Origin of the sequence: Niallia sp. FSL W8-0954, assembly GCF_038005605.1 — a bacterium.
GTDB classification, from domain to species: domain Bacteria; phylum Bacillota; class Bacilli; order Bacillales; family Cytobacillaceae; genus Niallia; species Niallia circulans_A.
Window position 1 is genome coordinate 148,115 of record NZ_JBBOTN010000001.1, and the last position, 22,427, is coordinate 170,541.

General features: G+C 36.7%; 31 protein-coding genes. All 31 read left to right on the plus strand.

The window, feature by feature from the left end; genetic code table 11:
- Position 1 precedes the first annotated feature (1 nt).
- The 31 genes from rplP to NX902_RS00925 all read left to right on the plus strand — a co-directional run bounded on the left by rplP (position 2) and on the right by NX902_RS00925 (position 22,395).
- Positions 2-436, plus strand: coding sequence for a 50S ribosomal protein L16 (gene rplP / locus NX902_RS00775; RefSeq protein WP_016204565.1), 435 nt, complete (start codon positions 2-4; stop codon positions 434-436).
- Entirely contained in the window at positions 426-629 is a 204-nt protein-coding gene (gene rpmC / locus NX902_RS00780) for a 50S ribosomal protein L29 (protein ID WP_003351417.1), read from the plus strand. The genes rplP and rpmC overlap by 11 nt, the downstream gene beginning before the upstream one ends.
- Before the next feature lie 20 nt (positions 630-649).
- Complete coding sequence (gene rpsQ / locus NX902_RS00785) at positions 650-913, plus strand: 30S ribosomal protein S17 (protein WP_031537905.1); 264 nt, start codon at positions 650-652, stop codon at positions 911-913.
- A 38-nt stretch (positions 914-951) separates the two neighbouring features.
- Entirely contained in the window at positions 952-1,320 is a 369-nt protein-coding gene (gene rplN / locus NX902_RS00790) for a 50S ribosomal protein L14 (RefSeq protein ID WP_016204567.1), read from the plus strand.
- A gap of 36 nt (positions 1,321-1,356) precedes the next feature.
- A complete protein-coding gene (gene rplX, locus NX902_RS00795) occupies positions 1,357-1,668 on the plus strand; it encodes a 50S ribosomal protein L24 (RefSeq protein ID WP_016204568.1) in 312 nt (103 codons plus the stop codon).
- Between the two features lie 27 nt (positions 1,669-1,695).
- A complete protein-coding gene (rplE, locus tag NX902_RS00800; protein ID WP_047943719.1) occupies positions 1,696-2,235 on the plus strand; it encodes a 50S ribosomal protein L5 in 540 nt (179 codons plus the stop codon).
- A 25-nt stretch (positions 2,236-2,260) separates the two neighbouring features.
- Complete coding sequence (gene rpsN / locus NX902_RS00805) at positions 2,261-2,446, plus strand: 30S ribosomal protein S14 (protein WP_009499044.1); 186 nt, start codon at positions 2,261-2,263, stop codon at positions 2,444-2,446.
- 30 nt (positions 2,447-2,476) lie between these two features.
- Positions 2,477-2,875 carry a 30S ribosomal protein S8 gene (gene rpsH / locus NX902_RS00810; protein WP_016204570.1) on the plus strand — a complete coding sequence of 133 codons (399 nt, stop codon included), beginning with the start codon at positions 2,477-2,479 and terminating at the stop codon, positions 2,873-2,875.
- A 31-nt stretch (positions 2,876-2,906) separates the two neighbouring features.
- Positions 2,907-3,443, plus strand: a complete 537-nt coding sequence (gene rplF / locus NX902_RS00815; protein WP_095333640.1) for a 50S ribosomal protein L6 — start codon at positions 2,907-2,909, stop codon at positions 3,441-3,443.
- Positions 3,444-3,475: 32 nt separating this feature from the next.
- Positions 3,476-3,838, plus strand: a complete 363-nt coding sequence (gene rplR, locus NX902_RS00820; RefSeq protein WP_047943721.1) for a 50S ribosomal protein L18 — start codon at positions 3,476-3,478, stop codon at positions 3,836-3,838.
- Between the two features lie 24 nt (positions 3,839-3,862).
- Complete coding sequence (gene rpsE, locus NX902_RS00825) at positions 3,863-4,363, plus strand: 30S ribosomal protein S5 (RefSeq protein ID WP_047943722.1); 501 nt, start codon at positions 3,863-3,865, stop codon at positions 4,361-4,363.
- 13 nt (positions 4,364-4,376) lie between these two features.
- Positions 4,377-4,559, plus strand: a complete 183-nt coding sequence (gene rpmD, locus NX902_RS00830) for a 50S ribosomal protein L30 (protein WP_016204574.1) — start codon at positions 4,377-4,379, stop codon at positions 4,557-4,559.
- A gap of 32 nt (positions 4,560-4,591) precedes the next feature.
- Positions 4,592-5,032 (plus strand): 50S ribosomal protein L15, encoded by a 441-nt coding sequence (gene rplO, locus NX902_RS00835; RefSeq protein ID WP_047943723.1) that lies wholly within the window; start codon positions 4,592-4,594, stop codon positions 5,030-5,032.
- Positions 5,032-6,327: a preprotein translocase subunit SecY gene (secY, locus tag NX902_RS00840; RefSeq protein WP_095333642.1), complete on the plus strand. Its 1,296-nt coding sequence runs from the start codon at positions 5,032-5,034 to the stop codon at positions 6,325-6,327. Before rplO ends, secY begins: the two co-directional genes overlap by 1 nt.
- A gap of 61 nt (positions 6,328-6,388) precedes the next feature.
- A complete protein-coding gene (locus NX902_RS00845; RefSeq protein ID WP_095333644.1) occupies positions 6,389-7,039 on the plus strand; it encodes an adenylate kinase in 651 nt (216 codons plus the stop codon).
- 834 nt (positions 7,040-7,873) lie between these two features.
- A complete protein-coding gene (gene infA / locus NX902_RS00850; RefSeq protein ID WP_016204578.1) occupies positions 7,874-8,092 on the plus strand; it encodes a translation initiation factor IF-1 in 219 nt (72 codons plus the stop codon).
- Positions 8,093-8,129: 37 nt separating this feature from the next.
- Positions 8,130-8,243, plus strand: coding sequence for a 50S ribosomal protein L36 (gene rpmJ / locus NX902_RS00855; RefSeq protein ID WP_000868344.1), 114 nt, complete (start codon positions 8,130-8,132; stop codon positions 8,241-8,243).
- A 22-nt stretch (positions 8,244-8,265) separates the two neighbouring features.
- On the plus strand, positions 8,266-8,631 hold the full coding sequence (rpsM, locus tag NX902_RS00860; RefSeq protein ID WP_016204579.1) for a 30S ribosomal protein S13: 366 nt from the start codon (positions 8,266-8,268) through the stop codon (positions 8,629-8,631).
- A gap of 22 nt (positions 8,632-8,653) precedes the next feature.
- Positions 8,654-9,043, plus strand: coding sequence for a 30S ribosomal protein S11 (gene rpsK / locus NX902_RS00865; protein WP_016204580.1), 390 nt, complete (start codon positions 8,654-8,656; stop codon positions 9,041-9,043).
- 172 nt (positions 9,044-9,215) lie between these two features.
- The gene (locus NX902_RS00870; RefSeq protein WP_016204581.1) at positions 9,216-10,160 is read left to right on the plus strand and encodes a DNA-directed RNA polymerase subunit alpha; all 945 of its coding nucleotides are present in this window, start codon (positions 9,216-9,218) and stop codon (positions 10,158-10,160) included.
- Positions 10,161-10,224: 64 nt separating this feature from the next.
- Positions 10,225-10,587 (plus strand): 50S ribosomal protein L17, encoded by a 363-nt coding sequence (gene rplQ / locus NX902_RS00875; RefSeq protein WP_016204582.1) that lies wholly within the window; start codon positions 10,225-10,227, stop codon positions 10,585-10,587.
- Between the two features lie 493 nt (positions 10,588-11,080).
- Positions 11,081-11,920 carry an energy-coupling factor ABC transporter ATP-binding protein gene (locus tag NX902_RS00880; protein ID WP_095333646.1) on the plus strand — a complete coding sequence of 280 codons (840 nt, stop codon included), beginning with the start codon at positions 11,081-11,083 and terminating at the stop codon, positions 11,918-11,920.
- On the plus strand, positions 11,896-12,768 hold the full coding sequence (locus tag NX902_RS00885; protein WP_303984676.1) for an energy-coupling factor ABC transporter ATP-binding protein: 873 nt from the start codon (positions 11,896-11,898) through the stop codon (positions 12,766-12,768). The genes NX902_RS00880 and NX902_RS00885 overlap by 25 nt, the downstream gene beginning before the upstream one ends.
- Positions 12,768-13,562 (plus strand): energy-coupling factor transporter transmembrane component T family protein, encoded by a 795-nt coding sequence (locus NX902_RS00890; RefSeq protein ID WP_095333650.1) that lies wholly within the window; start codon positions 12,768-12,770, stop codon positions 13,560-13,562. Before NX902_RS00885 ends, NX902_RS00890 begins: the two co-directional genes overlap by 1 nt.
- Positions 13,563-13,573: 11 nt before the next feature.
- Positions 13,574-14,311, plus strand: coding sequence for a tRNA pseudouridine(38-40) synthase TruA (gene truA / locus NX902_RS00895; RefSeq protein WP_328588024.1), 738 nt, complete (start codon positions 13,574-13,576; stop codon positions 14,309-14,311).
- A gap of 327 nt (positions 14,312-14,638) precedes the next feature.
- Positions 14,639-15,076 carry a 50S ribosomal protein L13 gene (rplM, locus tag NX902_RS00900; RefSeq protein ID WP_047943730.1) on the plus strand — a complete coding sequence of 146 codons (438 nt, stop codon included), beginning with the start codon at positions 14,639-14,641 and terminating at the stop codon, positions 15,074-15,076.
- Between the two features lie 22 nt (positions 15,077-15,098).
- On the plus strand, positions 15,099-15,491 hold the full coding sequence (gene rpsI / locus NX902_RS00905) for a 30S ribosomal protein S9 (RefSeq protein ID WP_047943731.1): 393 nt from the start codon (positions 15,099-15,101) through the stop codon (positions 15,489-15,491).
- 541 nt (positions 15,492-16,032) lie between these two features.
- On the plus strand, positions 16,033-16,848 hold the full coding sequence (locus NX902_RS00910) for a CPBP family glutamic-type intramembrane protease (protein WP_163188078.1): 816 nt from the start codon (positions 16,033-16,035) through the stop codon (positions 16,846-16,848).
- Positions 16,849-17,653: 805 nt separating this feature from the next.
- On the plus strand, positions 17,654-19,063 hold the full coding sequence (locus NX902_RS00915) for a glycoside hydrolase family 1 protein (protein ID WP_095333660.1): 1,410 nt from the start codon (positions 17,654-17,656) through the stop codon (positions 19,061-19,063).
- 372 nt (positions 19,064-19,435) lie between these two features.
- Positions 19,436-20,854 carry a PTS transporter subunit EIIC gene (locus NX902_RS00920; protein WP_171509187.1) on the plus strand — a complete coding sequence of 473 codons (1,419 nt, stop codon included), beginning with the start codon at positions 19,436-19,438 and terminating at the stop codon, positions 20,852-20,854.
- An 86-nt stretch (positions 20,855-20,940) separates the two neighbouring features.
- Positions 20,941-22,395: a M81 family metallopeptidase gene (locus NX902_RS00925; RefSeq protein ID WP_095333664.1), complete on the plus strand. Its 1,455-nt coding sequence runs from the start codon at positions 20,941-20,943 to the stop codon at positions 22,393-22,395.
- The last annotated feature ends 32 nt before the right edge of the window (positions 22,396-22,427 follow it).

A 22,427-nucleotide genomic window follows, 5' to 3' on the forward strand; every position in this document is an offset into this window, starting at 1 on the left:
TATGTTACTACCTAAACGTGTAAAATATCGTCGTGTTCATCGTGGTAAAATGCGTGGTCAAGCAAAAGGTGGTACAGAAGTTGCATTCGGTGAATATGGTTTACAATCTTTAGAAGCTTCTTGGATTACAAACCGTCAAATCGAGTCTGCTCGTATTGCAATGACACGTTATATGAAACGTGGCGGTAAAGTTTGGATTAAAATTTTCCCTCATAAGCCTTACACTGCTAAGCCTCTTGAAGTCCGAATGGGTTCCGGTAAGGGTGCTCCTGAAGGTTGGGTAGCGGTAGTTAAGCCTGGAAAAATTATGTTCGAAGTAGCTGGTGTATCTGAAGAGATCGCTCGTGAAGCTCTTCGTCTTGCAGCGCACAAACTTCCTGTTAAATGTAAGTTTGTAAAACGTGAAGAAATTGGTGGTGAAACTAATGAAAGCTAATGAAATTCGTGACCTTACCACTGCTGAAATTGAACAAAAAGTTAAATCCTTAAAAGAAGAGCTTTTCAACCTTCGCTTTCAATTAGCGACTGGACAACTTGAAAATACAGCTCGCATTCGTGAAGTACGCAAAGCGATCGCTCGAATGAAAACTGTCATTCGTGAGAGAGAAATCGGCGTCAATAATCGATAAGTTGAGAGGAGGTTCGTAGAATGAGCGAACGCAATCAACGCAAAGTCTATACTGGTCGTGTTGTATCTGATAAAATGGATAAAACCATTACAGTTGTTGTTGAAACATACAAAAAACACCCTTTATATGGCAAACGCGTGAAATACTCTAAGAAGTATAAAGCTCATGATGAGCAAAACACAGCAAAAACTGGCGATATCGTACGCATTATGGAAACTCGCCCGTTATCAGCTACAAAACGTTTCCGTCTTGTAGAAGTAGTAGAAAAAGCAGTTATTATATAATTGTTCGGAATTAAGCATCCCGAAGGGAGGTTACACACATGATTCAACAAGAATCACGTTTGAAAGTTGCTGACAACTCTGGTGCTCGTGAAGTACTTACTATTAAAGTTCTTGGTGGTTCAGGACGTAAAACTGCAAACATCGGTGATATCATCGTCGTTACTGTGAAACAAGCAACACCAGGTGGCGTTGTTAAAAAAGGTGACGTAGTTAAAGCAGTAGTCGTTAGAACTAAAAGTGGTGTTCGTCGTGCAGACGGTACTTACATTCGTTTCGATGAAAACGCATGTGTAATTATCCGTGATGATAAGAGTCCACGTGGAACACGTATCTTTGGACCAGTTGCACGCGAACTTCGCGATAACAACTTTATGAAGATTGTATCATTAGCTCCAGAAGTACTATAATATAAATTTTAATTGCCTTTAAGGAGGTGCGAAAAGATGCATGTTAAAAAAGGTGACAAAGTAATGGTCATCTCTGGTAAGGATAAAGGCAAAACTGGTGTTGTTCTTGCTGCATTCCCTAAAAAAGATCGCGTGATCGTTGAAGGAATCAACATTGTTAAGAAGCACTCTAAGCCATCCCAATTGAATCCACAAGGTGGAATCAATGACCAGGAAGCTGCTATTCATGTATCCAACGTTATGCCTATCGACCCTAAAACTGGTGAACCTACTCGTGTAGGATCAAAAACGGTTGATGGTAAAAAAGTACGCGTAGCGAAAAAATCCGGTGAAATTCTAGATAAATAGTTCAAATGAAGAAGGGAGGTACAATGAATGAACCGCCTAAAAGAAAAATTTGTTAAAGAAACTACTCCTGCTCTTATGAGCAAGTTCAATTATAAATCAGTTATGGAAGTTCCAAAACTGGAAAAAATCGTTGTTAACATGGGTGTCGGTGATGCGGTAGCAAACGCTAAAGCATTAGATGTTGCTGTTGAAGAATTAGCACAAATTACAGGTCAAAAACCAGTAATCACTCGTGCTAAGAAGTCAATTGCAGGTTTCCGTCTACGTGAAGGAATGCCTATCGGAGCAAAAGTTACTCTTCGTGGAGAACGCATGTATCAATTCCTTGATAAACTTGTATCTGTTTCTCTTCCACGTGTACGTGACTTCCGTGGTGTATCTAAAAAATCATTTGATGGACGCGGTAACTACACTCTAGGTGTTAAAGAACAATTGATTTTCCCTGAAATTGATTACGATAAAGTAAACAAAGTTAGAGGAATGGATATTGTTATCGTTACAACTGCAAAAACAGATGAAGAAGCTCGTGAACTGTTAACTCAATTTGGAATGCCGTTCCAAAAGTAATCTCTAATTAGAGGGAGGCGAAGATGTGGCTAAGAAGTCAATGATTGCGAAACAAAAACGCACGCCTAAATATAAAGTACAAGAATACACACGTTGCGAACGTTGTGGTCGTCCACATTCTGTGTACCGTAAATTTAAGCTTTGCCGTATTTGTTTCCGCGAATTAGCGTATAAGGGACAAATTCCTGGTGTGAAAAAAGCTAGCTGGTAAAACCCGATATTGGGAAGGAGGTAAATACAAATGGTTATGACAGATCCAATTGCAGATTTGCTTACAAGAATCCGTAATGCGAATATGGTTCGTCACGAAAAATTAGAAGTTCCTGCTTCTAACATCAAAAAAGAGATCGCTGAAATCTTAAAGCGTGAAGGTTTTGTACGTGATGTAGAATATATCGAAGACAACAAACAAGGTATTATCCGCATTTTCTTAAAATACGGTTCAAGCAACGAGCGTGTAATAACTGGACTTAAAAGAATTAGTAAACCTGGTCTTCGTGTTTATGCGAAAGCAACAGAAGTACCTCGTGTATTAAACGGTCTTGGAATTGCATTAGTTTCTACTTCTCAAGGAGTACTTACTGATAAAGAAGCTCGTGCGAAACAAGTTGGCGGAGAAGTATTAGCATACGTTTGGTAATAATAGGTTTAATGAATGGAGGTGCAACTAAATGTCTCGTGTAGGTAAAAAACCAATCGAAGTACCAGCAGGCGTTACAGTTACTATTGATAAAAGTACTGTAACGGTGAAAGGTCCTAAAGGTGAATTAACTCGTACTTTTAATTCTGATATTGCGATCAGCTTAGAAGAAAACGTGATTAATGTAACTCGTCCTTCTGATGTGAAGGAACATCGTGCATTACATGGAACAACTCGTGCATTGTTATCTAACATGGTGGAGGGTGTTTCAAAAGGCTTTGAGAGAGGTCTTGAATTAATCGGTGTCGGTTACCGTGCTCAAAAACAAGGAAGCAAACTTGTATTGAACGTAGGTTACTCTCATCCAGTAGAAATCGAACCAGAAGCTGGTATTGAAATCGAAGTACCATCTGCTACGAAAGTAGTTGTAAAAGGAACTAGTAAAGAGCGTGTTGGAGCACTTGCTGCTAACATTCGTGACGTTCGTCCACCAGAACCTTATAAAGGGAAAGGTATCCGTTATGAAGGCGAATATGTACGTAGAAAAGAAGGTAAAACTGGTAAGTAATGCCGCATAGGTAAACGAAAGGAGTGACCTAAATGATTACGAAGGCTGATAAAAATCAAGTTCGTAAGAAAAGACACGCACGTGTGCGTTCTAAACTTAGCGGAACTGAAGCTCGTCCTCGTTTAAATGTGTTCCGTTCAAACAAACACATTTACGCTCAATTAATTGATGATGTTAACGGTGTAACAATCGCAAGTGCATCTTCATTAGATAAAGAGCTTAACCTTGAATCTACTGGTAATTTAGAAGCTGCAGTTAAGATCGGTGAATTAGTAGCTAAACGTGCTGTAGAAAAAGGAATTAAATCAGTAGTATTTGACCGCGGAGGATATTTATATCATGGTCGCGTAAAAGCTTTAGCTGATGCTGCTCGTGAGAACGGCCTAGAATTTTAATAGACAAAGGAGGGACATAAAAAGATGCGTCGTATTGATCCAAACAAACTTGAACTTGAAGAACGCGTAGTTACAGTTAACCGTGTAGCGAAAGTTGTTAAAGGTGGACGTCGTTTTCGTTTCTCTGCTCTAGTAGTAGTTGGGGACAAAAATGGTAACGTTGGTTTTGGTACTGGTAAAGCTCAAGAAGTACCTGATGCAATTCGCAAAGCGGTTGAAGATGCGAAGAAAAATCTTATTGAAGTACCAATGGTTGGTACAACAATTCCACACGAAATTATCGGACATTTCGGAGCTGGTGAAATTCTATTAAAGCCTGCTTCTGCAGGTACAGGAGTTATCGCTGGTGGTCCAGTACGTGCTGTGCTTGAATTAGCTGGTGTAGCTGATATCTTATCTAAGTCATTAGGTACTAACACACCAATTAACATGGTTCGTGCAACTTTAGACGGTTTAAAACAATTAAAACGTGCTGAAGACGTAGCGAAGTTACGTGGAAAATCAGTAGAAGAACTGTTAGGATAAGGAGGGAAATTAAATGGCAAACAATCTGGAAATTACCCTCACTAGAAGCGTAATTGGTCGTCCGCAAGACCAACGCGAAACAGTTAAAGCTTTAGGATTACGTAAGGTAAATCAAACAGTTGTTCAACAAGATAATGCTGCAATTCGCGGTATGATCAATAAAGTATCACATCTTGTAACTGTAAAAGAAAACTAAAAATCATTCTTCTTCAATAAGGAGGTGCCAAAATGAAACTTCATGAATTAAAACCTGCAGAAGGTTCTCGTCAAGAACGTAAACGCAAAGGGCGCGGTATCGGTTCAGGTAATGGTAAAACTGCTGGTAAAGGTCATAAAGGTCAAAACGCACGTTCAGGTGGGGGTGTAAGACCTGGATTCGAAGGTGGTCAAACGCCTTTATTCCGTCGTTTACCTAAACGTGGTTTTACTAATATCAACCGTAAAGAATACGCTATTGTTAATTTAGATACTCTAAATCGTTTTGAAGAGGGAACTGAAGTAACTCCAGAACTTCTTATCGAAACAGGAGTTGTTAGCAACGAAAAAGCAGGAATTAAGATTCTTGCAAAAGGCAATGTAGAGAAAAAGCTTACTGTTAAAGCTCATAAATTCTCCTCTGCTGCAAAGGAAGCTATTGAAGCTGCCGGCGGTCAAACAGAGGTGATCTGATGTTTCAGACAATCTCCAATTTTATGCGCGTGGGTGAAATAAGACGAAAAATCATATTCACCCTATTAATGTTGATTATATTTCGCCTTGGTACATTTATTCCTGTACCGTACGTGAATGCAGACTTTCTAAAAGCACAAGATGCTTTTAGCGCCTTCGGAATTTTAAATACTTTCGGTGGTGGAGCACTAAAAAACTTTTCTATTCTTGCGATGGGGATCATGCCGTATATTACAGCATCTATTATAGTAAGCTTATTACAAATGGATGTTGTGCCAAAATTTACGGAATGGTCAAAGCAGGGTGAGGCTGGACGAAGAAAGTTAACGCAATTTACGCGTTACTTTACAATCGTTCTAGCTCTTATCCAAGGTTTTGGTATGTCATACGGTTTTAATAATCTTGCTGGTGGTGCATTGATTACAAAACCTGGATTTTCGTCGTATTTGGTAATTTCGATCGTGTTAACAGCAGGTACAGCCTTTTTGATGTGGTTAGGAGAACTAATAACTTCTAAAGGGGTTGGTAATGGTATTTCTATTATCATTTTTGCTGGTATCGCAGCAGGAATTCCTTCTATTGCTAATCAAATCTATGCTCAGCAGTTTGACAACCCGGGTGATCAATTGTTCCTTAATATTGTAACGTTAGCTTTAATTGTTATAGCTGTCATTGCAATAGTAGTAGGAGTAATTTTCATTCAGCAAGCTCTTAGAAAGATACCAATTCAATATGCTAAAAGAATGGTAAACGGAAATAGCAGCACAGGTGGTCAATCAACACATTTACCGTTGAAAGTAAACTCTGCTGGTGTTATTCCAGTTATCTTTGCAGTTTCCTTCTTGGTCACACCGAGAACTATTGCATCATTCTTACCGCAAAATGATGTTACTTCCTGGATTCAAAGAGTATTTGATTATACTCATCCAATAGGAATGATTATATATACAGTATTAATCCTTGCGTTTACTTATTTCTATGCTTTCATTCAGGTAAACCCAGAACAAGTTTCTGAAAATCTGAAAAAACAAGGTGGATATATTCCAGGTATTCGACCTGGTAAAAGTACGCAAGATTATTTATCACGTGTTCTATCTCGTTTAACACTAGTTGGAGCTCTATTCTTAGCCATTATTGCTATACTTCCTGTATTTTTTATTAATATTGCAGGGCTTCCACAATCTGCTCAGATTGGCGGAACAAGTATTATAATTGTGGTTGGGGTTGCATTGGAAACAATGAAGCAATTAGAATCTCAATTAGTAAAACGACACTATAAAGGTTTTATTAAATAGTATAATTTAGGGGACGTTTGTCCCTTGAATTTTATGTAAGAGAACTTGAGGGGGAATACGCATGAATTTAGTCTTAATGGGGCTCCCTGGCGCAGGTAAAGGTACACAAGCTGAGAAGATTGTCGCGAAGTACGACATCCCTCATATTTCAACTGGCGACATGTTCCGTGCGGCTATGAAAGACGAAACAGAACTGGGACTAAAAGCAAAATCTTTTATGGATAAAGGTGAATTAGTACCAGATGAAGTGACTATTGGTATTGTTCGCGAAAGACTTAGCAAGGATGACTGTGAAAAAGGTTTTCTTTTAGATGGTTTTCCTCGTACAGTTCCTCAAGCAGAAGCTTTAGAAAATATTTTGTCTGAATTGAATAAGAAACTAGACTTTTGTATCAATGTTCAAGTGGATCAAGAGATATTAATGGAGCGTTTAACAGGCAGACGTATTTGTAAAAGCTGTGGTGCAACCTATCATCTAGTGTTTAATCCGCCATCCAAGCCAGATACATGTGATCGTTGTGGAGGCGAATTATACCAACGCGCAGATGATAATGAAGCAACAGTGAAAAATCGTTTAGAAGTTAATATTAAGCAGTCTCAACCATTACTTGATTTCTATGAGTCAAAAGGTTATCTTCGTAATATCAATGGACAACAAGATATTAATAAAGTATTCGTAGATCTTGATGAATTATTAAGTACTTTAAAATAAGAGTAACTTTTGCTTTGACTAATCTGTTCTCTAGCATGGAAATAAATCAGAGATAATAAATAGAAGAATTGGGATGAAATGGCTGAGGAGTTTATTCCTAAACATGATGCATTTCCTTTTTTCAAAAGGTATAATAATTTTCATGGTTATATCTGTAACAAAAAAAGCATAACCGTGTTATTTTGACATGTTTATCTTCGTTAAAAGATTAATCAATTTAGATAATTGGTGCAGAGTATTTTGGATTTCATGGTAACTCCGCTTGAATTGCTTTTTTATCTAGTAGTGAAGAAGGTAATGTAACTATTATTCTTTCTATTATGACGATTGGTATTAGAACAGGTGTGCAGTTGTCGAACAGTCTACGAAATCCTTGAAATACGAAATCTATGTGGCTTTTCAAGTGAAACCAAGTATGAGTGGGAAGTTTTAAGGCTAGACTCTTGAAGAATGACAATTTTTCTTGAAAAAGGTCATATAAATGCTTGCATACTTCGATACGATAAGACACAAGGCTGTTGATAGAATGTTCGTAATGAGAGGAAAGATCATTTCTTTCTTAAAATGAATGATCTAGCAATGCTAAGTTTAGTTGGTAGCATTAAACCTTTTTCTATTTCTTTGCCTATTATTATATTTTTTTATAATTAATAGCGGACGAAGTACCTTCTCTTATGGTATAATCAATTAGTTGCAGTTTAATGCAGTTTTATTATATTATAGGAGCAGTTCAGAGTAGTTTAATGTACACCGATCGTGTGACAAGAAGAGCTACACTTTGCTATATTAGTTAAGATGGATCTCGTATTTTTTTATGGAAAGGAGAGATTTTCGATGGCTAAAGACGATGTAATCGAAATTGAAGGCACAATCACTGAAACTTTGCCGAACGCCATGTTTAAGGTAGAATTAGAAAATGGTCATACTGTATTGGCTCACGTTTCTGGTAAAATTCGCATGCATTTCATCCGTATTTTACCTGGTGATAAAGTAACGGTTGAGTTATCTCCATATGACTTAACTCGCGGAAGAATTACTTACCGCTTTAAATAATCTGATTGCACTCCGTACTATCAAGGAGGTTAGGATAATGAAAGTTAGACCATCTGTTAAACCAATCTGCGAAAAATGTAAAGTTATCCGCAGACGTGGTAAAGTTATGGTTATCTGTGAAAACCCTAAACACAAACAAAAACAAGGTTAATAACAAGGAGGTGCGCATATAGATGGCACGTATTGCTGGTGTGGATATTCCACGTGAAAAACGTGTAGTAATATCTTTAACTTACATTTACGGTATTGGAAAAAATACTGCACAAAAAGTATTAGCAGAAGCTGGTGTTTCTGAAGATACACGCGTTCGTGATTTAACGGAAGATGAATTAAACAAAATCCGTGATATCATTGACGGTTTAAAAGTAGAAGGGGATCTTCGTCGTGAGATTTCTTTAAATATTAAGCGTCTAATGGAAATTGGTTGCTACCGTGGCCTTCGTCACCGTCGTGGTTTACCAGTTCGTGGACAAAACACGAAAAACAACGCTCGTACTCGCAAAGGTCCTCGTAAGACTGTAGCTAATAAGAAAAAATAATCGGTAAAGGAGGTACATTATAATGGCACGTAAAACTAATACACGTAAACGTCGTGTTAAAAAGAATATTGAGTCTGGTGTTGCTCATATTCGTTCTACTTTCAACAATACTATCGTAACTATTACAGACGTTCATGGAAATGCTCTTTCATGGTCAAGCGCTGGTGCACTTGGATTCAGAGGTTCTCGTAAATCTACTCCATTCGCTGCACAAATGGCTGCTGAAACTGCTGCAAAAGCATCTATGGAACACGGTATGAAAACTTTAGAAGTAACAGTTAAAGGACCAGGTGCAGGTCGTGAAGCTGCTATTCGTGCTCTTCAAGCTGCAGGACTAGAAGTTACAGCGATCAGAGACGTAACTCCAGTTCCTCATAATGGTTGCCGACCACCTAAACGTCGCCGAGTTTAATTTTTCTGTATAAATTTTCTATCCTTGTCTATAATGGGATATGACTAAAACTTTTAGAACCCGTACAGATTTACTAACTAACCCAGTTGTTGTGCACAAGCGGGAACGTAAACATGGGGAATTTCGGTAAAAATTACCGAGGTTTCGACGTTTTGAAGGAGGGTATATCTTGATGATCGAAATAGAAAAACCAAAAATCGAAACGGTTGAGATCAACGATGATGCCAAGTATGGTAAGTTCGTCGTAGAGCCACTTGAGCGTGGATATGGTACTACTTTGGGTAACTCCTTACGTCGTATTCTACTATCCTCACTGCCAGGTGCCGCTGTCACATCCATTCAAATTGATGGGGTACTTCATGAGTTCTCAACTATTGAAGGCGTCGTAGAAGATGTTACAGCTATCATATTAAATATCAAAAAGCTAGCATTGAAAATATACTCTGATGATGAAAAAACTTTAGAGATTGATATGCAAGGTGCAGGGGTAGTAACAGCAGCAGACATTACACATGATAGTGATGTAGAGATCTTAAATCCAGATCTTCATATCGCAACTTTAGGTAGTAACGGAAATTTCCGCATGCGTTTAACTGCAAAGCGTGGCCGTGGATACACACCAGCAGAGCAAAACAAACGTGAAGATCAACCTATTGGTGTAATTCCTATTGACTCTATCTTTACGCCAGTATCTCGTGTTTCTTATCAAGTAGAGAATACTCGTGTTGGTCAATTGACTAATTATGATAAGTTAACTTTTGACGTGTGGACTGACGGTAGTACAGGTCCTCAAGATGCTATCGCACTTGGTGCAAAGATTTTAACTGAGCATTTGAATATCTTTGTTGGGTTAACTGACGAAGCACAAAATGCTGAGATTATGGTAGAAAAAGAAGAAGATCAAAAAGAAAAAGTTCTTGAGATGACAATCGAAGAATTAGATCTTTCTGTTCGTTCTTATAACTGCTTAAAACGTGCTGGTATTAATACCGTACAAGAATTAGCGAATAAGACGGAAGAAGATATGATGAAAGTTCGAAACTTAGGTAGAAAATCTCTTGAAGAAGTAAAACATAAATTAGAAGAGCTTGGATTAGGATTAAGAAAAGACGACTGATAAGTCTCTTGATTATGAACGATATCTATAAAGCTTGTATTTTAACAAAAGGAGGGAATCTCACATGGGTTACAGAAAGTTAGGACGCACAAGCGCACAACGTAAAGCTATGTTACGTGACTTAACTACAGACTTAATCATCAATGAGCGCATTGAAACAACTGAAGCGCGTGCAAAAGAACTTCGTTCTGTTGTAGAAAAAATGATTACACTTGGTAAACGTGGAGATCTACATGCACGTCGTCAAGCAGCTGCTTATGTACGTCATGAAGTTGCTAATGCTGAAACAAACCAAGACGCTGTACAAAAGTTGTTCAGTGATGTTGCTGCTCGTTATACTGATCGTCAAGGTGGTTACACTCGTATCATGAAAATGGGTCCTCGTCGCGGAGACGGAGCACCAATGGTAATTATCGAGTTAGTGTAATAGGATTTCAAAGAAACTTAGGGTACGGGACAGTTTATATTGTTATGAAACTTGTTCAAGTGCCCTTTTTCTTTAATAATCCTCACTTTTGATCAAGCCAATATAGAGTGTTATGATGAGCATTTATCTTCATTTAATGACTCGTCTAGCTCGTGCACCTCTTCTTTGGATTAAATCGTTAGAAAGAGGTGCGGGCTTTTTTCATGTTTTATTAGGACTGCAGGGTGCTAAGAAGTGGAATACCATAAGATATATTTAACAAGCATAGAAAAAGGATATCAAAGATTATACAAATAATCTTATGTTAAACCAATTCAAAGCTCGCCCAATTGGCGAGTTTATTTTTTTATATTGCTTTAACAATGAGTTAGAATAAAAAAATGAACTATTACCCGGAGATTACTACACGAAGGTTATTAATTGTTTATGTGAATGTAGTAATTTTACTTTATTTATAATCAATAATATCTAGCAGGTAAATGGTGGGAATATAATGGACCAAAAGATTTTACTAAAGGTTGAAGATGTATCCTTTAAATATGAGGAGCAGTCAGAATATGCCCTTAATCGCGTTTCTTTTCATGTAAACGCTGGTGAGTGGGTTGCGATAGTTGGACATAATGGTTCAGGTAAATCTACGTTAGCTAAGTTATTAAATGGATTACAATTCTCTCATGAAGGTTCTATAGTAATAGACGGTATTCCGATAACAGAGGAGACTGTCTGGGACATAAGGAAAAAGGTAGGAATGGTATTCCAGAATCCTGATAATCAGTTTGTTGGTACAACGGTGAAGGATGATGTGGCTTTTGGTTTAGAAAATAACGCTGTTCCAAGAAGTGAGATGGTAACAAGAGTAGAGCGTTCTTTGGAAAAAGTAAAGATGTTATCTTTTCTTGATCAAGAGCCGCACCATCTATCTGGAGGACAAAAACAGAGAGTCGCTATTGCAGGAATTATTGCATTGAAACCTGAAATTATCATATTAGATGAGGCTACCTCTATGCTTGATCCCCAGGGAAGAGAAGAAGTCTTTGATATTATGAGAGAGCTGCAAAAAGAAAATATGACCATTATTTCGATTACTCATGACCTAGATGAGGCTGCTAAGGCAGACCGGATTATCGTAATGAATAAGGGTAGAGTATATAAGGAAGGTAATCCTAAGGAAATATTTAAACTGCAGAAGGAACTTGTTGAAATAGGTTTAGATATACCTTTTACTATTAAGATTAGAGAAAGCTTAATAAACAAAGGTATTTCATTAGAGGAAATATATTTAACAGAAGAAGAGTTGGTGACAGGCATATGGACATCTCACTTCAAAAAGTAGAGTATCGTTACCAGGAAAATTCTCCGTTTGAGCGATTGGCGATAGAGGATGTAAGTTTTGATATTCCCTCAGGAAGCTATGTTGCCGTTATAGGTCATACTGGTTCAGGTAAATCTACCATTTTACAGCATCTTAATGCTCTTTTAACACCGTCTAAAGGGAAAGTGGTAATAGGTGACCGTACACTTGAAGGTGGACAGAAACATAAGAACTTGCGGAGTATCCGGCAAAGAGTAGGGATTGTTTTTCAGTTTCCAGAACAACAGTTGTTTGAAGAAACAGTAGAAAAGGATATCTGTTTTGGCCCTCTTAATTTTGGTATTCCTGAATCAGAAGCAAAGATAAGAGCTGTAAAGGCATTAAGTGAGGTAGGATTGTCTGAAGATTTTCTCATGAAATCTCCTTTTGATTTATCAGGTGGTCAGATGAGAAGAATAGCTATTGCTGGTGTGCTGGCTATGGAACCAGATGTACTTGTATTAGACGAGCCGACAGCTGGTTTAGATCCAAGAGGCAGACGAGAAATTATGGATATGTTTTATAAGCTTCATAAAGAGCGAAATTTAACGACTGTTCTAGTTACACATAGTATGGAGGATGCTGCTCATTATGCAGATCAAATAGTCATTATGAATAAAGGGAAAGTTCATCGTCAAGGGACTCCAATAGAAATTTTTAAAGAAGCAGAGGATTTAGCTGCTATTGGATTGAATGTTCCTGAAGTTGTACGATTCCAAAAGAAAGTAGAAGCAAAATTCGGAATGAAGATGGAACGGGTTCACTTAAACATGGAAGATTTTACGGATGAGTTAGCAGTGTATCTTCAGAAGAAAGTAGGGAGCAGTTAATGGGAAAAATGATTATAGGGCGTTTTATTCCCGTTGATTCTACATTACACAGAATGGACCCCCGTTCCAAGTTACTACTTGTTTTCCTCTTTATTTGTATTGTATTTTTGGCTAATAATATTTGGAGCTATTTGCTATTGATTGTATATGTAGGTACTTTAGTCGCCATCTCCAATGTACCGATTAAGTACATTTATTTAGGACTGAGGCCAATTTTTTGGTTAATTATTTTTACGTTTATTTTGCATATTTTTTTCACGAAAAATGGAGAGCTATTGTTTGAATGGGGATGGATTACGATTTATAAAGAAGGTATTAGAATGGGGATTCTCATTTCTATTCGCTTCTTCTTGCTCATTATCATGACATCCTTGCTTACATTAACAACAACGCCAATCGAGTTAACGGATGCAATTGAAACACTATTAGGACCACTAAAAAAGGTGAAATTTCCTGTTTATGAACTGGCGCTTATGATGTCTATCTCCCTGCGCTTTATTCCAACTTTAATGGATGAAACAGAAAAGATTATGAAGGCTCAGATGGCAAGAGGAGTAGAATTCTCTAGTGGCTCCATTAAAAGCCGTGTACAAGCAATTATTCCTTTATTGATTCCTTTATTTGTTAACTCCTTTAAAAGAGCAGAGGAGCTTGCTATTGCGATGGAAGCACGTGGCTATCAAGGTGGAGAAGGAAGAACGAAATACCGCCAATTAATCTGGAATCCTATTGATACCATAATGATTATTATTCTGATACTAATAACAGCTATGCTGTTTGTATTAAGAACATAATGGAGAATACGATGCAAAGATATAAATGTACAGTTAGCTATGATGGATCAAATTACAGTGGGTTTCAAATTCAGCCAAAGGATCGAACCGTACAAGGGGAAATCGAAAGGGCTTTAAGAAGGCTCCATAAAGGAGTAGAAGTAAAGATTCAGGCTTCTGGTAGAACGGATGCTGGCGTTCATGCTAAGGGACAAGTCATTCATTTTGATAGCTCTCTTGATATACCTGCAGATAAGTGGCCGATTGCTCTAAATACTCTTTTGCCCCACGATATTGTGGTTGCAGATGCAGAGATAGTACCTGACTCCTTTCATGCCAGATATAATGTAACAGCGAAAGAGTATCGCTATTTTATTCAATTAGGAGAGCGGAGAGATCCCTTTAAACGTAATTATGCCTATTATTATCCATATGCTCTAAATATGGAGGCGATGAGGGAAGCACTTTGTTATTTTATTGGAGAGTATGATTTTACTAGTTTTTGCTCTGCTAAAACAGACAAAGAAAGAAAAGTAAGAACGATTACTGGAGTAAAGCTTACAGAGGAAGACAATATGTTAATTTTTTCTTTCCAAGGGAATGGATTCCTTTATAATATGGTGCGGATTATGGTCGGTACCTTATTAGATGTAGGAAGAGGGAAAAAGTTACCACAAGATATTCCCGTAATTTTAGAGAAAAAGGATAGAAAGGCAGCAGGAAAAACAGCCTCTGCAAATGGATTGTATCTTTGGAAAGTATGGTATTAAACCATGATTCTTGCGACGCTGGGAGAGGAGACTAATGCTTTCCTCCTTTTCCAAAAAGAGTACAGAAAGCGACCAAGGAATCCTTTTCTTATAAGTAAAAAGTGATGTTCTTTGAGTAAAAGTCACGGAAAAAAGATTTTTTTCTCATAACAACTAAACCTGGCGTAACATTCCCTTGACATATGCTACTCTAGGATATATCATAATATGGTATGTATTTTAATCCCACATTAAGCCCCGGAACTTAATTGTGTGAACATATAGACGTAAGAACAGACATTTATATTTTAAACAAACTATAACTTTAACATTTCAGGAGGGAAACTCATGCGTACAACGTTTATGGCTAATTCAAACAATGTTGATCGTAAATGGTACGTAATTGATGCTGAAGGCCAAACTTTAGGTCGTCTTGCTAGTGAGATTGCATCAATTCTACGTGGTAAACATAAACCAACTTTCACACCTCATGTGGATACTGGTGATCATGTAATTATTTTAAATGCTTCAAAAATTGAATTGACTGGTAAAAAATTAACTGACAAAATTTACTACCGTCACTCTATGCACCCAGGTGGATTAAAGCAAAGAACTGCTTTAGAAATGCGTACTAAATACCCAGAGCAAATGTTAGAACTTGCAATCAAAGGTATGCTTCCAAAGAATTCTCTTGGTCGTCAAATGTTTAGAAAATTACACGTATATGCTGGTAGCGAACATCCGCACCAAGCTCAACAACCAGAAGTTTACGAACTTCGTGGATAATTAATAAAGGGAGGTAAAACAAATGGCACAGGTTCAATATATCGGTACTGGTCGTCGTAAAAGCTCTGTTGCTCGTGTACGTTTAGTTCCAGGTGACGGACAAATCATCATCAATGGTCGTGAAATCGAAAATTATATCCCGTTTGCAGCTTTACGCGAAGTTGTTAAACAACCATTAGTGGCTACTGAAACAACTGGAAGCTACAATATTTTAGTAAATGTTAACGGTGGAGGTTATACTGGTCAAGCTGGCGCTATCCGTCATGGTATCGCACGTGCTTTACTTCAAGTAGATCCTGAATACCGTCCAACATTAAAACGCGCAGGATTATTAACTCGTGACGCTCGTATGAAAGAACGTAAAAAATACGGTCTTAAAGGCGCTCGTCGTGCACCTCAGTTCTCAAAACGTTAATTTTTGGCGTTTCAAGGCTCTTTTCACTCTTGTGGAAAGGGTCTTTTTTTATGCTAAAAGTTGTCTGTGATTATATTTGATGACAACTCATAACAGAAGCCTTCAAGCACCTCAGACTATGTACTATTGGTTTTCCCCAGCGAAACTATGGAGTACAATGATCCACTTTATTCCTCATTAAACTAAATTATTGCTCAATTTTCATTGAAAGGTGGAGAATTACTAGAACGAGAGCTAGGTTGTTTCTTATAAATTTCACAAATGGATAATATTAGTCTTAAATCGTCCCATTTTTGAACCACAGACTTTTTAAATCATTATAATGAAAGGAGAAAAGCGTTATATTAGAGCTTAAAGGGAGGCGCAATTTGATCGAAATGAATAATAGTTATGAGTTTTTATGGGGATCAACCACTGCAGTTTATCTATGTAAAGGAGCATGGTATATTTTTACCTATAAGAGTCCATAGAATATTTGAATGTGAATGGTGATGTTGCAAGTGATACTTAAAAATACTCTAAAATGTGAGGTGTAGATACCATGATAGATAAAAAAACCACAGTACAATTTACGCTGCTGACTTTTAGCATAGCATATTTTGTGTCAGGTGCCTTGATTGTTCTTGGGCCATTCGGATATTCAGTTCACAATTGGGTTCACACATTCCAGCAATTCTTGATGAATATTCCTTTTGCAATTTATATTTTGTCGCCTGCTATTGCTTCATATGTCGTTTTGAAGAAAAATAAAAAAATAGCAGATTTTAAGGAATGGTTGAAAACTGTTTTTTATATCAAAAACAACATATTTGTCTATTTGTTTGTTGTTGCAGGGCTTGCACTGTATTTCTTAATCCATATAGCAGTTTCAGACCGCACAGAAATAGTGCTTCCGTTTTATACGTTTTTTCTTTCGCTGCCTGGTAATCTTATTATTGGCGGCTTAGAGGAAGCTGGCTGGATGTACATATTGCAGCCTAAACTCAACAAAAAATACGGCTTTGTTGTATCTTCTGTTCTCACTGGGATTATTTGGACTGTATGGCACATTCCCCTTTTCTTCATTCCGGGGACGAATCACGGTGAAGGGCTTATTAACTTTGGGATGTTTGTAGTTCAACTCATGGCTTTTCGATTTTTCCACGGGGCAATCTACAAAATTTCAGGAAAAGGCTTTGTCTTTATGTCCGTATTATTCCATACCATGTTCAATGCAGCATCCCCTATCTTTGGTACCATGACGATGACCTGGACGGGAACAATTGCTGCAAATACTGCGATCATTCTTGTGTCCATTTTAACTGTTGTGATATACGAAAAAAGGAGCATGACAATAATGCAAGTTAGAAAGCTATAGCATAATCGCCAATAAAGTGGATCATAAGTATTATCTCTAATAAGACTGTAAGCTTATTCAGGACCATAGATACTTAACAAAATTTTCGGAGGAATACTATGACAATTAATTTATGTACAATTGGTTTTTTGCAAAAAAAATTACGGACATTCGTAGAGTTATTAGAACGTAATCATGTAACTAAGTTAGTAGATATCAGACTGAATAATACTTCACAGTTATCGGGATATTCGAAAACAGATGACTGGCTGGGTCTATCAACGTTTTGCCAATGGATCGGCGATACAATATAGTCAAAAAGTGATTACACAATGTTATAGGAAAAACGTGTATTATCATACTTTAAAACCTATTTCGCCCCCCGACCACCATCATTATAAGGACAAAATATGTTCAATTTAATAAGATATAAAGGCTCACAAATGGTGATTAATCAAATTTGTGAGCTTTTTCATTTATTGAAAAAGGAAAGGTAGATTTACAAAGCTGTCAAAAGGTGCAGAATTGGTTTTGGCAGTGGGGATATATCACATACGATTAAAGATTATGTCTAGAAGGATGCAAAAAAATAACTAAAATATCTTTGTCGTTGTGTAATTAGAGCCGTTTTTCTTTATGATTTTGAAGAACAATACTATTTGAGGTCAGAACGAGAGCTTGCTTACTTTCTTCTTTAAAACTAAACGAATAGATAATATCAATCTCAAATCGTTCCATTTTTGAACCACAGACTTTTTTTAAAATTACTATAATGAAATTGTGAAAGCGTTATATTAGAGCTTAAAGGGAGGAGTGTTTAAACGAGATGAATAATAATAATGAGTTTTTATGGGGATCAGCTACTGCAGCTTATCAATGTGAAGGAGCATGGAAAGAGGATGGGAAAGGTTTAAACGAATGGGATAGTTTTAATCATAAGAGTCCATTGAATATTTTGAATGTAAATGGTGATGTTGCAAGTGACTTTTATCACAGATATAAGGAAGATATTGATTTAATGGCAGAAGGAAATCAAAATACTTACCGCTTTTCGATTTCCTGGGCTCGTATTATTCCAAATGGAGTCGGTGAAGTGAATGTAAAGGGAATTGAATTTTATAATAACGTTATCGACTATTGTTTGGAAAAAGGCATTATTCCAAATGTTACGTTATTCCATTATGATCTTCCAAATGAAATGGCAAAGATTGGTGGATGGGAAAATCGAAAAGTTGTGGATGCCTTTAATGAATATGCAAAAGTATGCTTTGAACATTTCGGGGATCGAGTTAAAATTTGGTCTACTATTAATGAGCCAAGGTATTATGCATATTGCAGCTATATAGTAGGAAACTATCCGCCAAATTACAAAGCAGACTTCGGACGTTTTTGGACAGTAGTTTATAACCTTATGCTAGGGAGTGCTAAGGCTGTTCAGACGTATAAAAAATTAAGTTTGGATGGGAATATTGGTGTTGTTCATGATAACGGTAATGTGGAGCTAGATCCTACTACAAAAGAAAAAGGACTAGTAAAACTAAGAGCGGATATTTTTTATAATCGAATTATACTAGATACAGCCGTATTAGGAAAATTGCCTGCCGAGTTAATAGCAGTTTTAGAAGACAATAATGTTAGTACAACGTTTATTCATGAAGAGGATTTTGTTGAATTTGCAAGAGGAAAGATTGATTATATTGGATTAAACCTATATAACCGTCAATATGTAACAGATTATTCTGAGGGTGAGACGGAAGTTTTTCACAATAATAAAGGAAAAGGCTCCAATTCCAAGGAAGGCATTCGTATTAAGAATATGTTTGAAACTTCATTTGACCCAAAAGTAAAAAGGAATCTTTGGGGCAGGGAAGTCTATCCCAAATGTATGTATAATGCACTGATGGAAATTAAAGAAAAATATGGTGATATTTTGGTCTATATCACTGAAAACGGACATGGTCAATATGAAACCCCGGATGAAAATGGCTATGTTGAAGATAAAGAGAGAATTAAATTAGTAGGAGAGTTTATTGACTATATGCTAAAAGCACGTGAAGAGGGGGTCAATGTCCAAGGTTATTATATGTGGTCAACAATGGATATATATAGTTGGATAAATGGCTATGAAAAAAGATATGGTTTAGTTCGAGTTGATTTTGAAAATAATCATAAGCGGATTCCAAAGGAAAGTTACTACTGGTTTAAAGACTTAATAGCAGCAAAAAGAAATATTTAAAATAATGTTTGTTCTAAGTAAAAGAATATAAAAAAAATTAATGTTTTACTATTTATAATCCAAACTGAACCTACAAGGTTTTATAAAGATTCATAAATACTTTTGATATCTTGTAGGTGGATTGTATTTTACAAAATTCCACTTAAAGTTCGGAAAGTAGTATAAGTTATTCGTTTCAATATATTTTGTTTTTGGAAATTAAAGCGATTTCTAATCCGATGATGTTCAATACTCTAAAATCGATTTACCTATGTAATTAGAAGTATTTCTTATTGAAGTATTTTTTTGCTAAAGAATCGATTTTATGATGTACATCCGTTAAGTAAAACAGCAAACACTTAATACAAAAAGAATTGAAATGGAGGGAAAATAATGAAATATGTTAACATGTCGAAACAAGTACTTGAACACATTGGTGGTGTCGATAACTTGAATCATGTTGAACACTGTGCAACTAGGCTTCGCTTACATTACAATAGTAAAAAGCTTGTAAATGAAGAAGCGTTAAAAGGAATTGAAAATGTTGTAGGCATTGTAAGCAAAGCTGGACAGGTTCAAGTCATTATTGGTCCGAATGTTAATGAAGCATATAATGATTTCTTAGAAGTATCAGGATGGAAAGAGGAACAGCACAGTGGTTCAGATTCAGCAGCAGAAGAACCTGAGGACAAGAAAGCAATGTATTATGTGAATAAATTTGGTAGTTTTATGGCAACGATCTTCATGCCGATTGTTCCGGCATTGATTACAGGAGGTATCATTCTAGCACTTAGGAATTTAATGATTAATTACTTTGGTGTTGATATGGAATCTGGAACGGCAGTAATTTTGAATGCCATATTTAGTGCTGCGTTTACTTTCCTGCCGGTTTACATTGGTTTCACAATGGCAAAACGATTAAAAATGGAACCAATTATGGGGGCATTCTTAGGAGCCCTTTTGGTTAGTTCCAATATTAGCGGTGTCGAGGGACTAGATTTCTTAGGAATCTCCATACCAGTGGTTGATTATGCAAGCAGTGTTTTACCCATTATGCTTGGTGTAGGACTTATGTATTTTGTTGATAAATTCTTCCAAAAATATATACCTGAAACAGTAAAATACTTCTTGAAACCTTTATTTACCATGATAGTTGTTGTTCCTATAACATTGATTGCTTTAGGTCCTATAGGAACAGTACTAAGTGATTATGTAGGGGTTGGAGTTACAAATATGATGGATACCATTGGTGGGATAGCCATGCCAATTCTTGCGGCATTTTACCCTTACATGGTTATGTTAGGGTTAGATAAAGCTATAATGCCAATAGGGTTTAACAGTGTTGCATCAATTGGATATGACCCAGTTGTTATGGTTATGGGATTCATCTCTAACTTGTGTATTGGTGGAACTGCCTTAGCCGTAGCTACTACAATTAAAAATGATAAAAGCAAGAAAGGCATGATTACTTCCTTTGGTGTGACGGCACTTTGTGGTGTTACAGAACCAGCATTTTATGGAGCGCTAATCATGAGACCGAAAGTATTGATCGGAACGGCAATTGGAGCTGTGAGCGCAGGATTAGTTGCTGGTATTTTCGGATTAGTAAGCTATGTTATGGGAGGGTGTCCAGGCTTACTGACTGCTTTGTTTTTTATGGATAATGATGGTGGATTTGGAAATCTATTTTTAGCTGCCATTGTGGCAATTGTGGCAATTGTTGTATCTTTTGTAGCAAGCAAGATCATTTTGTCTAAAACAGAAGCAAATAAGAATGCTAAGTTTGAACCAGAATTAGATAAAGTGCTTTGACTTTATAAAGGCCGATATAAATAGATACCTATGGAAATAAGCAGATAGGAAGAGTTTTCAGTTATTAAAAGTTAGAGGTGTAAAAAATGAAAATTATGATTGCACAATTTATTATTGAATCAAATGCTAACATCCCATATAAAAGCAACTTGGAAGATTTTAATCTTTTATTTGGAGAAGATTGTATTCAGGAGATGAAATGCAAAGATGTGTTTATAAGAGAGGGAATAGAAATTATCCCTTCCATTTATGCAAACGCAAATGCTGGTGGTGTTTTAGAGAAACCAGCATTTGACTACATTGAAAGGAGAATATTGGAAGATGTGAAAAAACATCTTCACGAAATTGATGGAATTTTTCTTCATCTCCATGGAGCAAGCGAAGTAGCAGAATTAGATGGAGGCTCAGGTGATCACCACATATTGAAGATGATTCGCCAATTAGTTGGACCTTATTTACCAATAGCGGTTGTTTGTGATCCACATGGCAACTTATCCAAAGAATATGTAGAAAGCACCACAATGATCCGCAGCTATCGACATTCCCCGCATACAGACATACAAGAAACAATAGAGTTTGTATGTGAAATGCTAGTTACATTCTTAAGAAATCGGCAAAATATTACACCGGTATATCGTAAACTGCCAATGATCTTGGGAGGCGAACAGAGTGTTTCAGCTGATGAACCTGTAAAATCCATCAATAAATATATGGATAAATTGGAGGAAGATCCGAATATCCTTAGCTGTTCGTGGCATGTAGGCTACCTGCGTCATGATACCGACGTTGCAGGGTGTGGTATTGTGGTCATCCCGGCAACAGGTGATGATCAGGAATATGCAAATGAAGTTGCAGATAAACTAGCAAAATATGTATGGGATAAACGTTATGAATTTCATTATACTGGATTAACTGCACAGCCTGAAGAGGCGATGAAAATGGCAATAGAGTATGAAGATAAACCTGTGTTTATTACTGATTCTGGTGATAATGTAACATCTGGCTCTGTGGGATGTAATACATTCATATTACGCCAAGTGTTAGAACTAAATCATACCAAATCTAAAGCAAAGAGGTTTTTGTTTGCTGGTATTAATGATTCAAAAACATTAAATGAGTTGATTAAATGTGAAGTAGGAGAGACACTATCTATTTCTTTAGGAATGAATTTGGATGAGTTATCTGCCAAAGTTGATTTAGATGTTATAGTCAGTGCTAAAGGATATCTGGCCGGTTATGCTTACACAAGTGAAGGAGATTTTGGAAATTGTATCACTGTTACTGTTAAAGGCAAACCAATTGATATCATCGTTTCAGGAAATAATCATCCTTTTGTGGAATTACATCAGTTTCATGCTGCTGGTATTGATTATAAAGACTATGACATTATTATTGTAAAACAAGGATATATTTTTCCTGAATTAAAAGCTGCGGGGAAATTAAATGTTATGTCATTAACAGGAGGAGCAACACTTCAGGATACAGCAAGGCTGCCATTTAAACGCATTATGCGTCCTATGTTTCCCATTGATAATATATAAAATAAGGAACTGATGATAATTATGTTTAAAAA